The 14,977-nt window shown below is 72.9% G+C and carries 15 protein-coding genes; 4 read left to right on the top strand and 11 right to left on the bottom strand.

Annotated features, from left to right (window positions below; genetic code table 11):
* Nucleotides 1-23 precede the first annotated feature (23 nt).
* Nucleotides 24-230: a heme-binding protein gene (locus tag ABGB06_RS01645; protein ID WP_347584769.1), complete on the top strand. Its 207-nt coding sequence runs from the start codon at nt 24-26 to the stop codon at nt 228-230.
* A gap of 88 nt (nt 231-318) precedes the next feature.
* Here ABGB06_RS01645 and ABGB06_RS01640 read toward each other — a convergent pair whose 3' ends face one another.
* On the bottom strand, nt 319-672 hold the full coding sequence (locus tag ABGB06_RS01640) for a hypothetical protein (RefSeq protein WP_347584768.1): 354 nt from the start codon (nt 670-672) through the stop codon (nt 319-321).
* Between the two features lie 233 nt (nt 673-905).
* On the opposite strand from ABGB06_RS01640, the gene ABGB06_RS01635 reads away from it, so the two are divergent.
* From ABGB06_RS01635 to ABGB06_RS01625, 3 genes are all read left to right on the top strand, one after another.
* Nucleotides 906-1,466 carry a putative glycolipid-binding domain-containing protein gene (locus tag ABGB06_RS01635; protein WP_347584766.1) on the top strand — a complete coding sequence of 187 codons (561 nt, stop codon included), beginning with the start codon at nt 906-908 and terminating at the stop codon, nt 1,464-1,466.
* Between the two features lie 129 nt (nt 1,467-1,595).
* Nucleotides 1,596-2,510, top strand: a complete 915-nt coding sequence (locus ABGB06_RS01630) for a MerR family transcriptional regulator (RefSeq protein ID WP_347584765.1) — start codon at nt 1,596-1,598, stop codon at nt 2,508-2,510.
* Nucleotides 2,511-2,725: 215 nt separating this feature from the next.
* On the top strand, nt 2,726-3,061 hold the full coding sequence (locus ABGB06_RS01625) for a YnfA family protein (RefSeq protein ID WP_347584764.1): 336 nt from the start codon (nt 2,726-2,728) through the stop codon (nt 3,059-3,061).
* A gap of 25 nt (nt 3,062-3,086) precedes the next feature.
* Here ABGB06_RS01625 and ABGB06_RS01620 read toward each other — a convergent pair whose 3' ends face one another.
* The 10 genes from ABGB06_RS01620 to ABGB06_RS01575 form a co-directional block, all read right to left on the bottom strand.
* Entirely contained in the window at nt 3,087-4,553 is a 1,467-nt protein-coding gene (locus tag ABGB06_RS01620; protein WP_347584763.1) for an MFS transporter, read from the bottom strand.
* A 117-nt stretch (nt 4,554-4,670) separates the two neighbouring features.
* Nucleotides 4,671-5,051 carry a VOC family protein gene (locus ABGB06_RS01615; protein ID WP_347584762.1) on the bottom strand — a complete coding sequence of 127 codons (381 nt, stop codon included), beginning with the start codon at nt 5,049-5,051 and terminating at the stop codon, nt 4,671-4,673.
* Between the two features lie 21 nt (nt 5,052-5,072).
* Nucleotides 5,073-6,170, bottom strand: coding sequence for a rhamnose ABC transporter substrate-binding protein (gene rhaS, locus ABGB06_RS01610; RefSeq protein WP_347584761.1), 1,098 nt, complete (start codon nt 6,168-6,170; stop codon nt 5,073-5,075).
* A gap of 4 nt (nt 6,171-6,174) precedes the next feature.
* Nucleotides 6,175-7,275 carry an ABC transporter permease gene (locus ABGB06_RS01605; protein ID WP_347584759.1) on the bottom strand — a complete coding sequence of 367 codons (1,101 nt, stop codon included), beginning with the start codon at nt 7,273-7,275 and terminating at the stop codon, nt 6,175-6,177.
* Nucleotides 7,265-8,566: an ABC transporter permease gene (locus ABGB06_RS01600; protein WP_347584758.1), complete on the bottom strand. Its 1,302-nt coding sequence runs from the start codon at nt 8,564-8,566 to the stop codon at nt 7,265-7,267. The genes ABGB06_RS01605 and ABGB06_RS01600 overlap by 11 nt, the downstream gene beginning before the upstream one ends.
* Nucleotides 8,563-10,203, bottom strand: coding sequence for a sugar ABC transporter ATP-binding protein (locus tag ABGB06_RS01595; protein WP_347584757.1), 1,641 nt, complete (start codon nt 10,201-10,203; stop codon nt 8,563-8,565). The genes ABGB06_RS01600 and ABGB06_RS01595 overlap by 4 nt, the downstream gene beginning before the upstream one ends.
* Before the next feature lie 347 nt (nt 10,204-10,550).
* Entirely contained in the window at nt 10,551-11,096 is a 546-nt protein-coding gene (locus ABGB06_RS01590; RefSeq protein WP_347584756.1) for an ATP/GTP-binding protein, read from the bottom strand.
* A 31-nt stretch (nt 11,097-11,127) separates the two neighbouring features.
* The gene (locus ABGB06_RS01585) at nt 11,128-11,514 is read right to left on the bottom strand and encodes a DUF742 domain-containing protein (RefSeq protein ID WP_347584755.1); all 387 of its coding nucleotides are present in this window, start codon (nt 11,512-11,514) and stop codon (nt 11,128-11,130) included.
* Entirely contained in the window at nt 11,511-11,942 is a 432-nt protein-coding gene (locus tag ABGB06_RS01580) for a roadblock/LC7 domain-containing protein (RefSeq protein WP_347584754.1), read from the bottom strand. Before ABGB06_RS01580 ends, ABGB06_RS01585 begins: the two co-directional genes overlap by 4 nt.
* Nucleotides 11,942-14,890 (bottom strand): nitrate- and nitrite sensing domain-containing protein, encoded by a 2,949-nt coding sequence (locus ABGB06_RS01575; RefSeq protein WP_347584753.1) that lies wholly within the window; start codon nt 14,888-14,890, stop codon nt 11,942-11,944. The genes ABGB06_RS01580 and ABGB06_RS01575 overlap by 1 nt, the downstream gene beginning before the upstream one ends.
* Nucleotides 14,891-14,977: the final 87 nt, after the last annotated feature.

Raw genomic sequence — 14,977 nt, 5'->3', positions numbered from 1 at the left:
GGACACCAGCCCTCTCCCGGGACGTGGACCCGCCAACCGGCACCGGAGCGCGGCCGCCCCGCCTCCGCCCTAGGGACCGTCTCCGCGGCACGCCCGTCGCACCCGGCGGCGGCCTGCCGCTCACCGACCCGGCGACCGGCCACGTCCTCGGCGCGGTCGGCGTCTCCGGCGGCACCGCCGACCAGGACGTCCACGTGGCCGCGGCGTGCGCCCGCGCCCTCCCGGACTGACCCCCGCCGGGCCCGCCCCGGGGTCAGTTGGTGAGGTCCCGTACCGCGGGGGCGACGCGCGGCGGGCGGGGGCCCGGCGGGTTCGTCGTCACACGTCGGGATCGGTCAGATGCGACTGCCAGCGGATCGTTTCCGACGAGGCGTCGACGGCGACAACGATGGTGCCGAAGTCGAGCTCCTCCTCGGGGATCACCTCCGCGCCGATGCCGACCGCGTCGGCCGGACACTCGACGGTGAAGTCCGCGAGGACCACGTCGAACTGGGTGAACGTGACGTCCACGGATCCGTCGTCCGTGCAGGCGACCGTGAGGGTGACCGGCCAGTTGCCCCCCACGAACGACACGTACCCGCCGTCCCCCGTCCGCACGGGGGTGTAGACGATCACACCCGGGTGGTCCGGATCCGGCAGCAGCGGCTCGTCCGCCGCCGCACCGCTCGTCATGCCCCCCGCGAGAGTGGCGGCCACCACGGCCGCCACGAAAGTGGTCCTTCTCCCCATCGGGCTCCCCTTCCCTGGTCCCTCATCGCTCGCCGCAACCGTCACACGTCGCGTCACGCGCGGACAAGGGACCACCGAACGAACGACCGGAAAACGCTGACGCGTACCGAGAACAGGCGCATCCGGAAACGAGCGGGAACCGCTTTGTCCTCTTATCGGAGTGTTAGGGTGCGCACGTGACGGTCCATCGGGTGTGGCGGGCAGTAGACGGCGAGGGCACGGAGGAGCTGGAGCTCACGCATGAGCCCTCCGGCGCGGGCGTGCGCGTGCGGTCCACCGTGACGGGCGAGGACACCGCGCTGGGCACCGCCTGGGACGCCGACTACGCGCTGGCCTGCGACGCGCACTGGGCCGTGCGCCATCTGGTCGTCGACGAACGCCGGACCGGCGCCCATCTGGAGCTGCGCGCCGACGGCGAGGGCGGCTGGACGGACGGCGACGGCACCGCCCTCCCCCATCTCGACGGATGCGTCGACGTGGACTTCCGCGCCACCCCGTTCACCAACACGCTGCCCATCCGGCGCCTCGGGCTCGCCACGGGCGAGTCCGCGATCATCGAGGTCGTCTACGTCGACGCCCCGGACCTGACGACGACCCGCGAGCGGCAGATCTACACCCGGCTCACCGGTAACGTCTGGCACTTCGAGCAGCCCAGCGCCGAGTTCACGGCCACCATCTCGGTCGACGAGGACGGCCTGGTCGTCGACTACCCGGGCCTCTTCCTCCGCCAGTCCTAACCGCCCAGCCCAGCCCGAGACGCGGCTGATCCATCCGGTCACGCTGTCGGAACGCTGTCGGAACCGGACGCTCCCGGCACGGAAAAAGGGCTGGTCTCTCCAGCGGCTGGAGGGATGAGAGTGGACCCCGTGAGCGACCACCCCGAGACGCTGACCATCGGCGAGCTGGCCCGGCGCACCGGTATCCCGGTGCGCACGATCCGCTTCTGGTCCGACAGCGGCGTCGTCCCGCCGACCGGCCGCTCGGTGGGCGGCTTCCGACTCTACGACGTCGAGGCCGCCGCCCGGGTCGAGCTGGTCCGCACCCTGCGCGAGCTGGGCCTCGACCTTCCCACGGTGCGCGCGGTGCTGGACCGGCAACTGACGGTCGGCGACGTGGCCCGCGCCCACGTGCGGGCGCTGGACGCCGAGCTGCACACGCTGCGGGTGCGGCGCGCGGTGCTGGACCGGGTCGCTCGTCAGGGCAGTACGACCGAGGAGATGAGAGTGATGCACGAGCTGGCCCGGATGTCCGCCGACGAGCGGCGGCGGATCATCGACGACTTCGTCCAGGAGACCTTCGACGGCATCGACCCCGACGCCCCCGGCGCGCACATCGCCCAGGGCATGCGCACCATGCCGGCGCAGCTGCCCGCCGACCCGACACCCGAGCAGGTGGACGCCTGGATGGAGCTGGCCGAACTGGTCAGCGACCCGGACTTCCGGGCACGGGCCCGGGAGATGGCCGTCGCCGGGGCGCACGGCGAGCGGCAGCCGGAGGAGCCCGCGCCCGACCCGGCGAAGGTCACGGAGCACGGCGGCCGGGCCGTGCAGGAGGGCGTCGCCCCCGAGTCGGCGGCGGCCGGGGAGATCCTGCACCGGATCGTCGACCCCGACCTCGACCCGGCGGAACGCGCCCGACTGGCGGACCGGCTGGCCACCTTCACCGACCGCAGGGTGGAGCGGTACTGGCGGCTGCTGGGCGTGCTCAACGGCTGGCCGCCGTTCCCCTCCCAGGTGCCCGCGTTCGAATGGCTGATCGCCGCCCTGCGGGCGCGGTCCTAGCCGGCCTCGTGCGCGGCCCCGCCCGGGGTCCCGGGCGGGGCGCGCACCAACGCCGGCGGCGCTCAACGAGTTCGTGTCTGCCGGCACACCCCCAACCCGCCGCGGGCACGCACTACGGTCGGCCGGGTGGGCACGCCGGCCGAGGCGTTCGTCCCGATCACCTCACCCGCCGCCCGACCGCCCCCTCCGCTCCCCCAGGACCAGAAGGAACCGCCGTGTTCGTTGCCCGTTCCGTCGCCCTGTTCGTCCTCGCCGCGCTGTTCGAGATCGGCGGCGCCTGGCTGGTCTGGCAGGGCGTCCGCGAGCACCGGGGCTGGATCTGGGTCGGCGCCGGGGTGATCGCCCTGGGCCTCTACGGCTTCGCGGCCACCCTCCAGCCCGACGCCCACTTCGGCCGCGTCCTCGCCGCCTACGGCGGCGTCTTCGTCGCCGGCTCGATCGCCTGGGGCATGATCGCCGACGGCTACCGCCCCGACCGCTACGACCTCCTCGGCGCGACCGTCTGCCTCGCCGGCATGGCCCTCATCATGTTCGCCCCCCGCGGCGGCTGAGCGAGGCCCGGTCGATGCCTCCGCCTCACCCCGGAACGCCGTCGCCGACCTCGTGGCGGGCCACGGGCGCCGCACCCCTCAGCCGGCCGCCGGGCCGCCCGGTGTCGCGCAGGCCGAAGGCGGAGACCGCCGCGCCCAGCAGCACCATGACCACCGGGACGACGAGCGCCGTGCGATAGGCGTCCAGCACCGCGCCCGGTGAGCCGTCGGCGTCGGCCGCGGCGATCCCGTACACCGCGGTCACCGCGGAGATCCCGACCGCCGAACCGAACTGGGTGAACGTGTACAGCAGCCCACCGGCCAGGCCCTGTTCCTCCTCCGCCACGCTGTCGGTCGCCGCGATGGTGAGCGGACCGTAGGCGAGGGCGAAGGCGACGCCCGCGATGACCAGACTGGGGAACATCGCCGCGTACGACCAGTCCATCCCCACGGGCAGGAAGAGACCGTAGGACACGATCGCCAGCAGGAAGCCGCCGAAGATCACCCGGCCGTTGCCGTAGCGGTGCACCAGCCGCGGGGTGAGGGTGGGTGCGAGCACGACGTCGCAGCCCATGGCGACCAGCGCGATCGCGGTCCGCAGCGAGGACCAGCCGCGCAGCTCCTGCAGGTAGAGCGTGACGATGAACTGGAAGCCGAAGAACGCGCCCAGAAAGAGCAGCGCGCCGACGTCGGCCCGCACCATCGCGGCCCTGCGGAAGATCCCCAGCCGGACCAGCGGCGCCCTGACCCGCCGCTCGACCAGGACGAACGCCACCACCAGCGCCAGCCCGGCGGCGAGCGCGCCGAGGGTCAGCCCGAGGCCCTCGCCCCCGTGCTCCAGCCGGACGATGCCGTAGGCGAGCAGCAGCATCGCGGAAGCGGCGCTGGCCGCGCCGACCACGTCGAAACCGCCTGGGGCCCGCTCGGGGCGGACCTCGGCCGGCACCAGCCTGAGCGCCGCGAGCAGGAGGGCACCGGCCAGGAACACCGGGGCGAAGAACACCCAGCGCCAGCCGAGTTCGGTCAGCAGCCCGCCGATGACGAGCCCCAGCGTGAAACCGCCGGCGCCGACGCCGGCGAAGACCAGCAGGGCCCTGTCCCGCCGCGGCCCCTCCGGATACGAGGTGGTGATGATCGACATGGCGGCGGGGGTCATGAAGGCCGCCGCCACACCGGTGACGAACCGGGCCACCACCAGCATCCAGCCGTCGGTCGCGAAGCCGCCCAGTATGGAGAAGACCAGGAAGACGCCCAGCCAGACGAGGAACATCCGTCGCCTGCCCAGCAGATCGGCGGCGCGGCCGCCGAGCAGGGTGAAACCGGCGTAGCCGAGCACGTAGCCACTCATCACCCACGCCGCGGTGCCCGTGGAGAGGCCGAGGTCGGCGCGGATGGTGGGGACGGCCACGGCCAACATCGCGACGTCGCTGCCCTCGAGGAAGATCGTGCCGCACAGGACGAGCAAAAGGGCCCTGGATCGTCCGCTCTCGCGGTCCACGGGGACGGCGGACACGGTGTCGCTCCTCACCCGTCGGATCGCATGGTCGTGTGCCGCGACCGTACCGAGCGGCCGCTGCCCGGGCCACACCTTTTCTCGTTCCCCGGCGCGCGGCGGCCGGCGGGCCGCCGGCTAGTCGTCGAGGTAGAGGCAGAACGGGTGGCCGGCCGGGTCGAGGCAGACGCGGACGTGGGGTTGGGGTTGGTGGGCGGAGACGGTGGCGCCGCAGCTGGTGGCGTGGGCGACGGCGGCGTCCAGGTCGTCGACCGACACGTCGAGATGGGACTGCGTCTGCTGGTCGCCGGGACCCGGCGGCCAGACCGGCGGGGTGTGGTCGGGCTCGACGTGGAAGGAGAGCCCGACGCCGCCCGCCGGGTGGCGCAGTTCGGCCCAGCCCGGCTCCTCGGTGGTGATCTCCCAGCCGAGGAGCCGGGCGTAGAAGCGGGCCAACGCGGCCGCGTCCGGGGCGTTGAGCGTGACGGCCGCGAGTCGGAGTCCTGGACGTTCACTCATGGCACCCGCGTACCCGGATTCTCAGAAGTCGTAGTCCCCGATGTTCCCGGTGTCGAAGACGGTCGGCGGGCCCAGCACGATCTCGCCGTCGGCCTCGATGGTGTACTCGCCCAGGTCGCCGGCCGTGAAGGTCTGGCCCTCGGCGCCCGTGATCTGGCCGGAGGCCAGCGCCGCGCCCGCGTACGCGGCCAGGTAGCCGAGCTGCGCCGGGTCCCAGAGCGCGAACGCCTCCACCGTGCCGTCGTTCACGAACTCCCGCATCTGGTTCGGGGTGCCGAGCCCGGTCAGCGCGACGTCCCCCTGGTACGAGGAGCCCGAGAGGTAGCGGGCGGCGGCGGCCAGGCCGACCGTGGTGGGCGAGATGATGCCCGCCAGGTCCGGGTACGAGCGCAGCAGGCCCTGGGTCTCCTGGAACGACTTCTGGTCGTCGTCGTTGCCGTACGCGACGGTCACCAGCTCGATGTCCGCGTACTCATCCTTCTCCAGCTCCTGCCGCATCAGGTCGATCCAGGCGTTCTGGTTCGTGGCGTTGGGCGTGGCGGAGAGGATGGCGATCTGTCCCGAACCGCCGATCTGCTCGGCGATCAGCTCGATCTGGGTCTGCGCGATGCTCTCCGCGGTCGCCTGGTTGACGAAGAGGTCGCGGCAGCTCGGGTCCGTGTCGGAGTCGAACGTGACCACCGTCGCCCCGGCGTCGCGCGCCGTGTTGAGCGCGCCGCACACGGCGTTCGGATCGTTGGCCGCGGTGACGATGACGTCGGTCTGCTGCTGGGAGAGCGTGTTGATGTAGCTGACCTGCGAGGAGGCGCTGGCCTCTGAGGGCCCGACCTCCTTGTAGTTGCCGTCGAACTCGGCGACCGCGTCCTCCCCGCCGCCGTCCGCGACCGTGAAGTACGGGTTGTTGACCTGCTTGGGGAGGAACGCGACGTCCAGGTCCTGCTCGATCGGGGCGTCCGGATCGGCCTCACCGGTGGGCTGCTGCTCCGGGCCGCCGCCCCCCTCGTCGTTGTCGTCCCGGGTGGTCCCCGAGCAGGCGGCGCTGGTGAGGACGGTCAGCGCGGTCAGCAACGCGGCGGCGGCCACGCGCCCCCTCGCCGTGCGAGTGCGCACACTGCGCATCGGACTACTCCTTCCGGTCGTTCAGGCTCAGGTCGTTCGGGCGGGCGCCCGCGCGCCGGGCGCGGAGCCGGGCGCGGGTCATGGTGACGGCGTTGGGCACCACCACCGAGGCGATCAGCAGGGACCCGGTCACGATGTCGAGGGTCTGGGCCTGCACGTCGGCCAGCTGGAGCGCGTTGCGCAGCGTGCCGAGCAGCAGCACCCCCGCGAGCACGCCGGGCAACGTGCCGCGGCCGCCGAAGATGGACACGCCGCCGAGCAGAACGGCGGCCACCACGGCGAGTTCGAGACCCTCGCCGTTGTCGGCGCGGGCGCTGGCGTAGCGCAGCGTCCAGTAGACGCCGGCCAGCGCGGCGACCGCGCCGGACGCCACGAAGAGCCAGAACTTCCTGCGCGCCACGGGGAGTCCGGTGAAGCGCGCGGCCTCGGCGTTGTTGCCGATCGCGTAGAGGGAGCGGCCGAACGGGGTGCGGTGCAGGACGACGCCGAAGCCGACCGCGAGCACCAGCGTCAGCACGGCGACGGTGGGCAGCACGTCGCCCAGCACGGTGCCGGTGGCGGCGTCGGTCCAGTCGAACGGGAAGTCCGCCACGGCCTCGTCGCCGAGCACGACGAACGCCAGGCCGCGGTAGGCGGCCAGCGTGCCGATGGTGACGGCGAGGGAGGGCAGGCCGAACGCGGTGACGAACAGCCCGTTGACCGCGCCGAGCACCGCGCCGAGCAGGACGACCAGCGGGACGATCAGCTCCAGCGCCAGCCCTTCCATCCACAGGTGCCCCATCACCGCGCTGCACAGGCCGAGCGTGCTCGCCACGGACAGGTCGATCTCGCCGGTGACGATCACCAGCGTCATCGGCAGCGCGATCAGTGCGATGGCCACGGCGTCCAGCAGCAGGAACCGGATGTTCTGGCTGGCCGCGAAGCCGTCGACGAGGAGCGCGGAGCCCAGCACGACGAGCAGCAGGGCGACCACCACGGCCGAGTCCCAGCGCAGCAGCGGGGCGAGCCGGGCCGGCACGGGCGCCTTGCCGGCGCCGGCGCGCGGCCCGCCGGCCGGCGAGGGCTGCGGCGCCTGCGGCTGTGCGTAGAGCGAGTCATGCGCCACGGGGCGTGCTCCTTCCCGTCGTCGGACCGGGATCGGGACCGCGGCCCGGCGGCCCCGTCACGGTGTCGGTCGCGGTGTCGGTCAGCGTCGAGTCCGCCGCCGGTTCGGGCGGCGGCCCCGGCGGGCTGGACGAGCCGGCTGGCTCACCGGCCGGTCCCCGCTGGCCCGGCGGAGCCGGGCCGCGTGCGGTGCGCGCGGCCAGGGAGGCCCGGGCGGCGCGGGCCGCCCGCAGGGCGAGCACCCGGTCCAGGCCGATCGCCGCCAGGATCAGCCCGCCGACCACGGCCTGCTGCCAGAACGGGTTCACCCGGAGCACGGCGAGCGAGCTGTCGATCGTGGACAGCAGCAACGCGCCCAGCGCCGCGCCGTACGCGGTGCCGCTGCCGCCGAAGATGGCCACGCCGCCGACCACGGCCGCGGCGACCACCTGGAGCTCCATGCCGGACCCGACCGTGGCGTCCACCGTGCCGAACCGGGCCGCGTACATCACGCCGGCCAGACCGGCCAGCGCGCCGCTGACCACGAACGCGCCGAAGACGCGCCGCCCGACGGGAATGCCGGACAGCCGCGCGGCGGCCGGCTCGGAGCCGATGGCGTACAGCTCGCGGCCGCTGCGGTAGGAGTGCAGGTAGCCGGCGACGACCAGCAGCACGAGGACCGCGAGCAGCGCCAGCACCGGGACGCCGAGCAGCGTCCTGGTGCCGAGCCGCAGGAACGAGCCGGGCATGTCGGCCGCGTTGATCTGCTGGCCGGAGGCCCAGGAGTGGTCCACGCCGCGGAACACGTAGAGCGTGCCGAGGGTGATCACCAGGGCCGGCACCCGGGCGGCGGCGATCAGCGCCCCGTTGACGATGCCGCACAGCGCGCCGATGCCGACGCCGGCGAGCACGGCGAGCACGATCGGCGCGTCGGGCGCGGCGACGAAGAGCTTGCCGGTGGCGAACGCGGTCAGGCCGAGCACCGAGCCCACCGACAGGTCGATGTTGCGGGTCACGATGACCACGGTCTGGCCGACGGCCAGCACCATCAGGATGGCCGCGCTGAGCAGCACGTCGCGGATGCTCTGCTCGGACAGGAAGTTGGCGTTCGAACTGGCCGTCACCGCCACCAGCAGCGCGAGCGCCAGCAGGATCCCCAGCTCCCGCACCCCGGCCAACCGCCGCAGCGCGCTTGCCGCCTGCCGCGGGTTGACGCCGCCCGCCGCTCCGCGCCCAGCGCCGCTCGGGGCCTCCGGCCCCGTGGGGGGTGTCGCCGGGGGGCGGTCCGCGTTGTCTGGTCGTGGGTCGGTCATCCGCCGTTCCTTCCGCCGGACTCCTGCGTGTCCTTCCGCGACGCCCGCACCACGCCTCCGCCCTCGTCCCCGCCCTCGTCGCCGCGTGCGGACGTCGAGCGACCGCCCGGCGCCGCCCCCGCCGTCGCCAGTCCGGTCCCCACGCCGGAGGCGGGTCGCATCACCGACTCCTCCGTGGCCTCCGTGCGGGGGAGGGTCGCGACGACGCGGCCCTCGCGCATGACGAGTACTCGGTCGGCCATGCCGAGCACCTCGGGGAGTTCGGAGGACACCATCAGCACCGCGAGTCCCTGTGCGGCGAGTTCGGACATGATGCGGTGCACCTCGGCCTTGGTGCCGATGTCGATGCCGCGGGTGGGCTCGTCGACGATCAGCACGCTGGGCCCGGTGGCCAGCCACTTGGCCAGCACGATCTTCTGCTGGTTGCCGCCCGACAGGGTGGCCACCGGGTCGGCGAGCCCGCCGTACCTGACCTGGAGGCGTTCGGCCCAGGAGCGGGCCGCGGCGCGTTCCGCGCGGCGGGAGAGCAGGCCGAGGCGGGTGAGCGAGCGCAGCCGGGTGAGCGTGGTGTTGCGCTCCACGGACATCTCCATCACCAGGCCCTGCTGGCGCCGGTCCTCGGGCACCAGGGCGAGCCCGGCGGCCATGGCCGCGGCCGGCGAACCGGGGGTGAGTGGTTCGCCGTTGACCCACACCCGGCCCTCGTCGTAGCGGTCGATGCCGAAGACGGCGCGCACCACCTCGCTGCGGCCGGCGCCGACGAGTCCGGCCAGGGCGACGATCTCGCCGCGCCGGACGTCGAGGTCCACGTCCTGGAAGGCGCCGAGCCGGCCCAGGCCGCGGACCCGCAGCGCGACCTCGCCGGGGTCGGTGTCCTGGCGGGGGAAGAGCGCGGAGACCTCGCGGCCCACGATGCGCCGCACCAGGCTCTCCTCGTCCAGGTCGGCGGCGAGGTCGGTGGAGACCAGCCGGCCGTCGCGGAGCACGGTGATCCGTTGGCAGAGCGCGAAGATCTCGTCGAAGCGGTGGGAGATGAAGAGCACCGCGGCGCCGGACGCGCGCAGCGCCCTGACCACCGAGAAGAGCCGCTGCACCTCGACGCCGGAGAGCGCCGCGGTCGGCTCGTCCATCACCAGCACCCGGGCCTCGAAGGACAGCGCCTTGGCGATCTCGACGAGTTGCTGGTCGGCGATGGACAGGCCGCGGGCCGGGCGGCGCGGGTCGAGGTGGACGCCGAGCCGCGCGAAGAGGCGGGCCGCGGCGTCGTACATGGCGGGCCGGTCGATCCGGGCCAGGCGGCCGGTCGGCTGACGGCCCATGAAGATGTTCTCCGCGACCGACAGGTCGGGGAAGAGCGTCGGCTCCTGGTAGATGACGGCGATGCCGGCCGTCTGGGCGGCCGCGGGGCTGGCCAACGGGGCCGGGCGGCCGTCGAGTTCGACGCGTCCGGAGTCGGGCTGGTGCACTCCGGAGAGCAGTTTGACGATCGTGGACTTGCCGGCGCCGTTCTCGCCGACGAGCGCGTGCACCTCGCCGGGGCGCAGTTCCAGCGTCACTCCCGACACGGCGACGACCGGGCCGAATGCCTTGGTCACGGCGGCGAGCCTGAGCAGGGGGACGTCGTGATCTCCGGTCATGTCGCTCCGCACCGAGCTCGGTTGATCGCGGTCAGGACAGTGCCCACACCGCCGCCGTGAAGGCCGTGAAACGTCGTGAAACGATTCAAGCACCTGCCCAACTACGCTAGGGAAAGGCGTTCGATCGCGTCAAGACGCGGGACAACGTCACTCATGCCCACATCAGCATCAGGAGACACCCCCGCTGAACGTGTCCCTGTCCCCTCGCCCCCGTGCGTCCCCGTCACCGCGGCCCGCGCCCCGTTCGCGCCCCCGCGGTTCCCCGTTCTCGCCCCGTCGTTCCCCGTTTCGCGCCGTCCGCCCCGGCGCCGTCCCCGGTACCGTCCCGCCCGCCCGTCGTCCTCCGGTCAGCGCACCGCCAGCGCCTTCGCCGACTCCAGCAGGGCCAGGAGCACGGTCTTGCTGGAGTGGCGCTGGCGGACGTCGCACATGATGACCGGCGCCGGCGAGCGCAGGTTCATCGCCGTGCTGATCTCCTCGGCGGTACAGTCCCGGCGCCCGTAGAAGCAGTTGACCCCGATGGCGAACGGGATGTGCCGCTGCTCGAAGAAGTCCACCGAGGCGAAGCTGTCGGCCAGGCGGCGCGGGTCGGTGAGCACCACGGCGCCCAGCGACCCGAGCGCGAGATCGTCCCACATGAACCAGAAGCGCTCCTGCCCCGGCGTGCCGAAGAGGTAGAGCACGTGCTGCGGGTCCAGGGTGATCCGACCGAAGTCCATGGCGACCGTGGTGGTGGACTTCTCCGGCGTGCTGGCGAGGTCGTCGATGCCGATACTGGCTTCCGTCATGTACTCCTCCGTCTCCAGCGGAGGGACCTCGCTCAGCGAGCCGATCATGGTGGTCTTGCCCACCCCGAAACCGCCGGCGACCAGAATCTTGAGCGCCGTCGGCATGACGACGGGCGAATCGTCACCTCTCAACCGGTCATAGCTTGCGGATACCATGGATAACCCTCTCAAGTAGTTCCACACTCGGGGCGCCCGCCTCCTGGCTCGGGGCCTTGACCGAGATCATCGATTTGTCGAGCAGGTCTCCGCAGAGCACTTTCACGACGCTCGCCGGCAGGTCGAGACGCGCGGCGATCTCCACGACCGCCAAGGGGCGCTCCCAGCACAGATCGAGGATCGCAGTTAATTCCGGCTGCTCTGCCTGCCGGTCGCGGGAGAGGGCGGAAGCGCTCGTCACCACCAGTGTGATCAGGGTGAAGTCGGATCCGTCCGGATGGGTACGCCCCCCGGTGATGGCGTAGGGCCGGACAAGATATCCGGCCCCCTCGTCGAAGTAGGACGACGAGCTTCCCGAAGCCGTCACGGAGTCTGACCGTGCCGACCGGTCGGAATGCCAGAACGCGGTGCGGCGCTGAGGTACTCGCCGACCTGTTGAACGATGCGGGTCATCTCGTAGGCCGCCATGCCGGCGTCCACCTTGTCGGAGGCGAGCACGGCCAGTTGGGCGCGCTGGCCGGCGTTGGTCACGAAGAGGAAGGCGTTGTCCATCTCGATGACGGTCTGGCGCACGTGCCCGCCCTGGAAGCGGAGCGCGGCACCACGGGAGAGGCTCTGGAGTCCGGACGCGACGGCCGACAGGTGCTCGGCGTCGTCCTGGTTGAGTCCGGCGGAGCGAGCGAGCGGCAGACCGTCCTGGGAGAGCACGATCGCGTGGTGGGTCTCCGGGACGCCGGCCACCAGGTTGTCGAGGAGCCAATTGAGATGGCTACTGGCATGGGTCTGGTCAGTCATCACTGATCCTTCCTCGCAGGTCCTTCCGCTTCGGGGACGTGTCCAGGCGTCCCCGCCTGGGAGTCAGGTCCGCCGGTAGGCTGTGCGGGCTTCGCGGCGCGGGCGCGCTTGTTGCCTGACTGGATGGCGGCCATGGTGGCGCCGGCCCGGTCGGGGGAACGCCTGGCGCCGGGGTCGTTCTCCGGGTCACCGGACGGCGGCGTCCCCATGCGCAGCGGCTCTGCGAGGCTCTCTCCCCTCACCCGGATGGGCAGCCGGAGAGAGCCCGACGTCTGGAGGGACTCGCGTGGCGGCTCGTCATCTCCTGGGGTGAAGCGCTCGGTGCCGGCCGTGCGGTCCCGTGGGGCCGGGTCGCCGGTCGGGTGACCCGAGGAGGCCGGCTGGTCGACGGCCGCGTGTCCCGACGCGGCGGTCCGGACCGGCAGTCCCGTCGTCGACGGCTCGGGCAGTCCCGTCGGCTCCCGGTGGGCCGTCTGTTCCCGCTGGGCCTCCAACTGGGAGTAGCGGTCCATGTGGCCCATCGGGTCCCGGTGTTCGACGTGTTCGACACGGTCCACCGGTGGGTGGGTGCGCGCCATCGGCTGGGAGGGGTCCTCCGGGGGGGTGCCGGGCGTGCCGAACGTGCTGGGCAAGAGGCCGGCACCTCCATACGCGGGGTATCCGCTGTGGTCGTACTCGATGTGCGTGAAGGCCGGTTCTTCCACCGGGCCACCACCGGCCGGCGCGTCGACCAGGCCGCCACCGATCGGCGCGTCCATCAGGCCGCCGCTGGTCGCGGGGGCGGGGATCGGCAGCGGCGCGGGCTCCGGCGCCGGCGCCGGCGCCGACAGCGGGAGCTCCCACTCGTCGCCCGGGACCCCGGTGTTGTCCCGGGTCCGGATCGGCAGCGCCTCGTCGGCCTCCGGCTCCTCCCGGTCCTCGACCGGGTGCTTCCCGACCTCGTCGACCGGGCGCGCCCGCCGCGCGTCGCCGTTCGGCTTCGCCTCGTTCTGCGCGGCGTCCGCCATGATGCCGGACAGCAGCGACTTGGCCTCCTCCAGCAGTTCGCTGGGCAGCAGCACCACGGCGAGGGTGCCGCCGTACGGCGACCGGCGCAGCGAGACCTCCAGGCCGTGCCGCTTCGCCAGCCGGGCGACCACGAAGAGGCCGAGGCGCGGAGCCTCGCCCAGGGTCATCATGTCCAGCTTGGGCGGGTCGGCGAGCAGCGTGTTGACCCGCTCGTACTCCTCCTCCGACATGCCGAGGCCGCGGTCCACGACCTCCAGCGCCAACCGGCCGCGGGCGACCACCTCGGCGCTGACCGAGACCTTGGTCTTGGGCGGGGAGAAGGAGGTGCCGTTCTCGATGAGTTCGGCGAGCAGGTGGACGACGTCCGCGACGGCGCGGCCGACCAGCGAGACCTTGGGTGCGGGCAGCGCGTCCACCCGGCTGTAGTCCTCGGTCTCGGAGATCGCGCTCCGCATCACCTCGTAGATCGGCACCGGCTTGCCCCAGCGGCGGGCCGGCAGGGCGCCGCCGAGGATGAGGAGGTTCTCGGTGTGCCGCCGGACGCGGGTGGCCAGGTGGTCGACGCCGAAGATCTCCTTCAGCAGCCGGGAGTCCTGGTGCTCGCGCTCCAGCTTGTCGATCTTCGGAATCATCCGGTTGATCAGGATCTGGGTGCGGCGGGCGAGGCCGAGGAAGACCGTCTCGGTGCCCTCCCTGCCGCGGGCCTGCTGGACGATGGTGTCGACCACGAGCCGCCACTGCTCGTCCATGGTGTCGGCGAGCTGGCCCACCTCGTCGCCGCCGTAGTCGCGGTCGCGTGCCTGGGGCGTGGGGTCGACCCGCTGCTCCCGACCCAGCTGTTCGAGCATCTGCGGCAGGGCGGTGTCGGCCTGTTCCCTGGCGCTGGCGCGCAGCTCGTTCAGCCGGCCGACGACGGACCTGATGGAGCGCCAGGCGAGCAGGATCGCGAGGGCCAGGACCAGGGCCGCGAGGAAGGTGCCGACCGCCGCGACGAGCAGCAGCCGCATGCCGCGGTCGTCGCCGTCCGTGGCCATGCTGGCGAGCGAGTCGGTGCTCAGCTGGCGCAGTTCGCCGTCGACGACGTCGACGGCCTCGCGCCACTCGCCTTCGGCCGGGGGCAGCGCGACGGTGCCGGAGGCCTCCGGATCCTCGGCGGCGACGAGCGCGTCCCAGCGAGGGCTGCCGGTGAGGCTGGAGAACACCTCGGCCTGCGGGTCGGGCAGGTCGAGGGGGTTGAGCGAGAGGCGGCTCTCCCGCTGCAGCGCCAGGGCCTGGGCGAACTCCTCCCGGACGGCCGCGGACGGGTCCTCGCCCGACGGCACGCTGGCCTGCAACGCGTCCTCGCGGGAGAGCATCTCGGCGATCCGCATCAGGTCGGCGGTGGCCGTGGCGGCGGCGGTCAGCCGCCAGTCGTCGACGCGGCTGGCGGCCTCGATGAGGGCGATGCCGTTGCCGACGGTCGTGGTGAACGAGCGGAACGCCTCGATGTTGGTGGCCGCTCCCCCGTCGATCGCGCCGCGGCTACCGGTCAGCGCCGTCAGGGAGGTCTCCAGGGTGCCGGCCCGGTCGCGGACCGCGGACCGCGCGGCGTCCAGGCCGCCGCCGGTGGCGCGGAACTCCTCGACGGCCGTGTCGGTGGCGCTGCGCGCGGTGTTGAGCGCGTCGCGCGTGGTCTCGGTCGGGCGGGCCTGCCAGGCGGCGGTGAGGCGGCGCTCGTCCTGGAGCCGCGCGACCATCGTGTGGGCCGGATCCCCCACGGACTCGGCGAGGCTCGCGTCGTCGCGCAGCTGGAGCCCTTCCCTGGCGAGGCCGCTCGCCACGTACCCCCACAGTCCGGTGAGGGCGAGCGCGGCGATGAGCACCGGCAGGGCCAGGGAGAGTCGAAGAGACTTGCGAAACGCCCTGGGCACTCTGTTGTGTCGGTCGCGTATGCCTGACATCTGATTCCTCGAACTGCTGCGGAACGACGATAGCGATAGGGATGCGCAAAGACGGGATGGGGACTGTGGCCGGTCGTCCGGTTGTCC

The organism is Streptomyces sp. B6B3 (assembly GCF_039871525.1).
Classification (GTDB): domain Bacteria; phylum Actinomycetota; class Actinomycetes; order Streptomycetales; family Streptomycetaceae; genus Streptomyces.
This window is presented reverse-complemented; position numbering and strand designations above follow the sequence as displayed.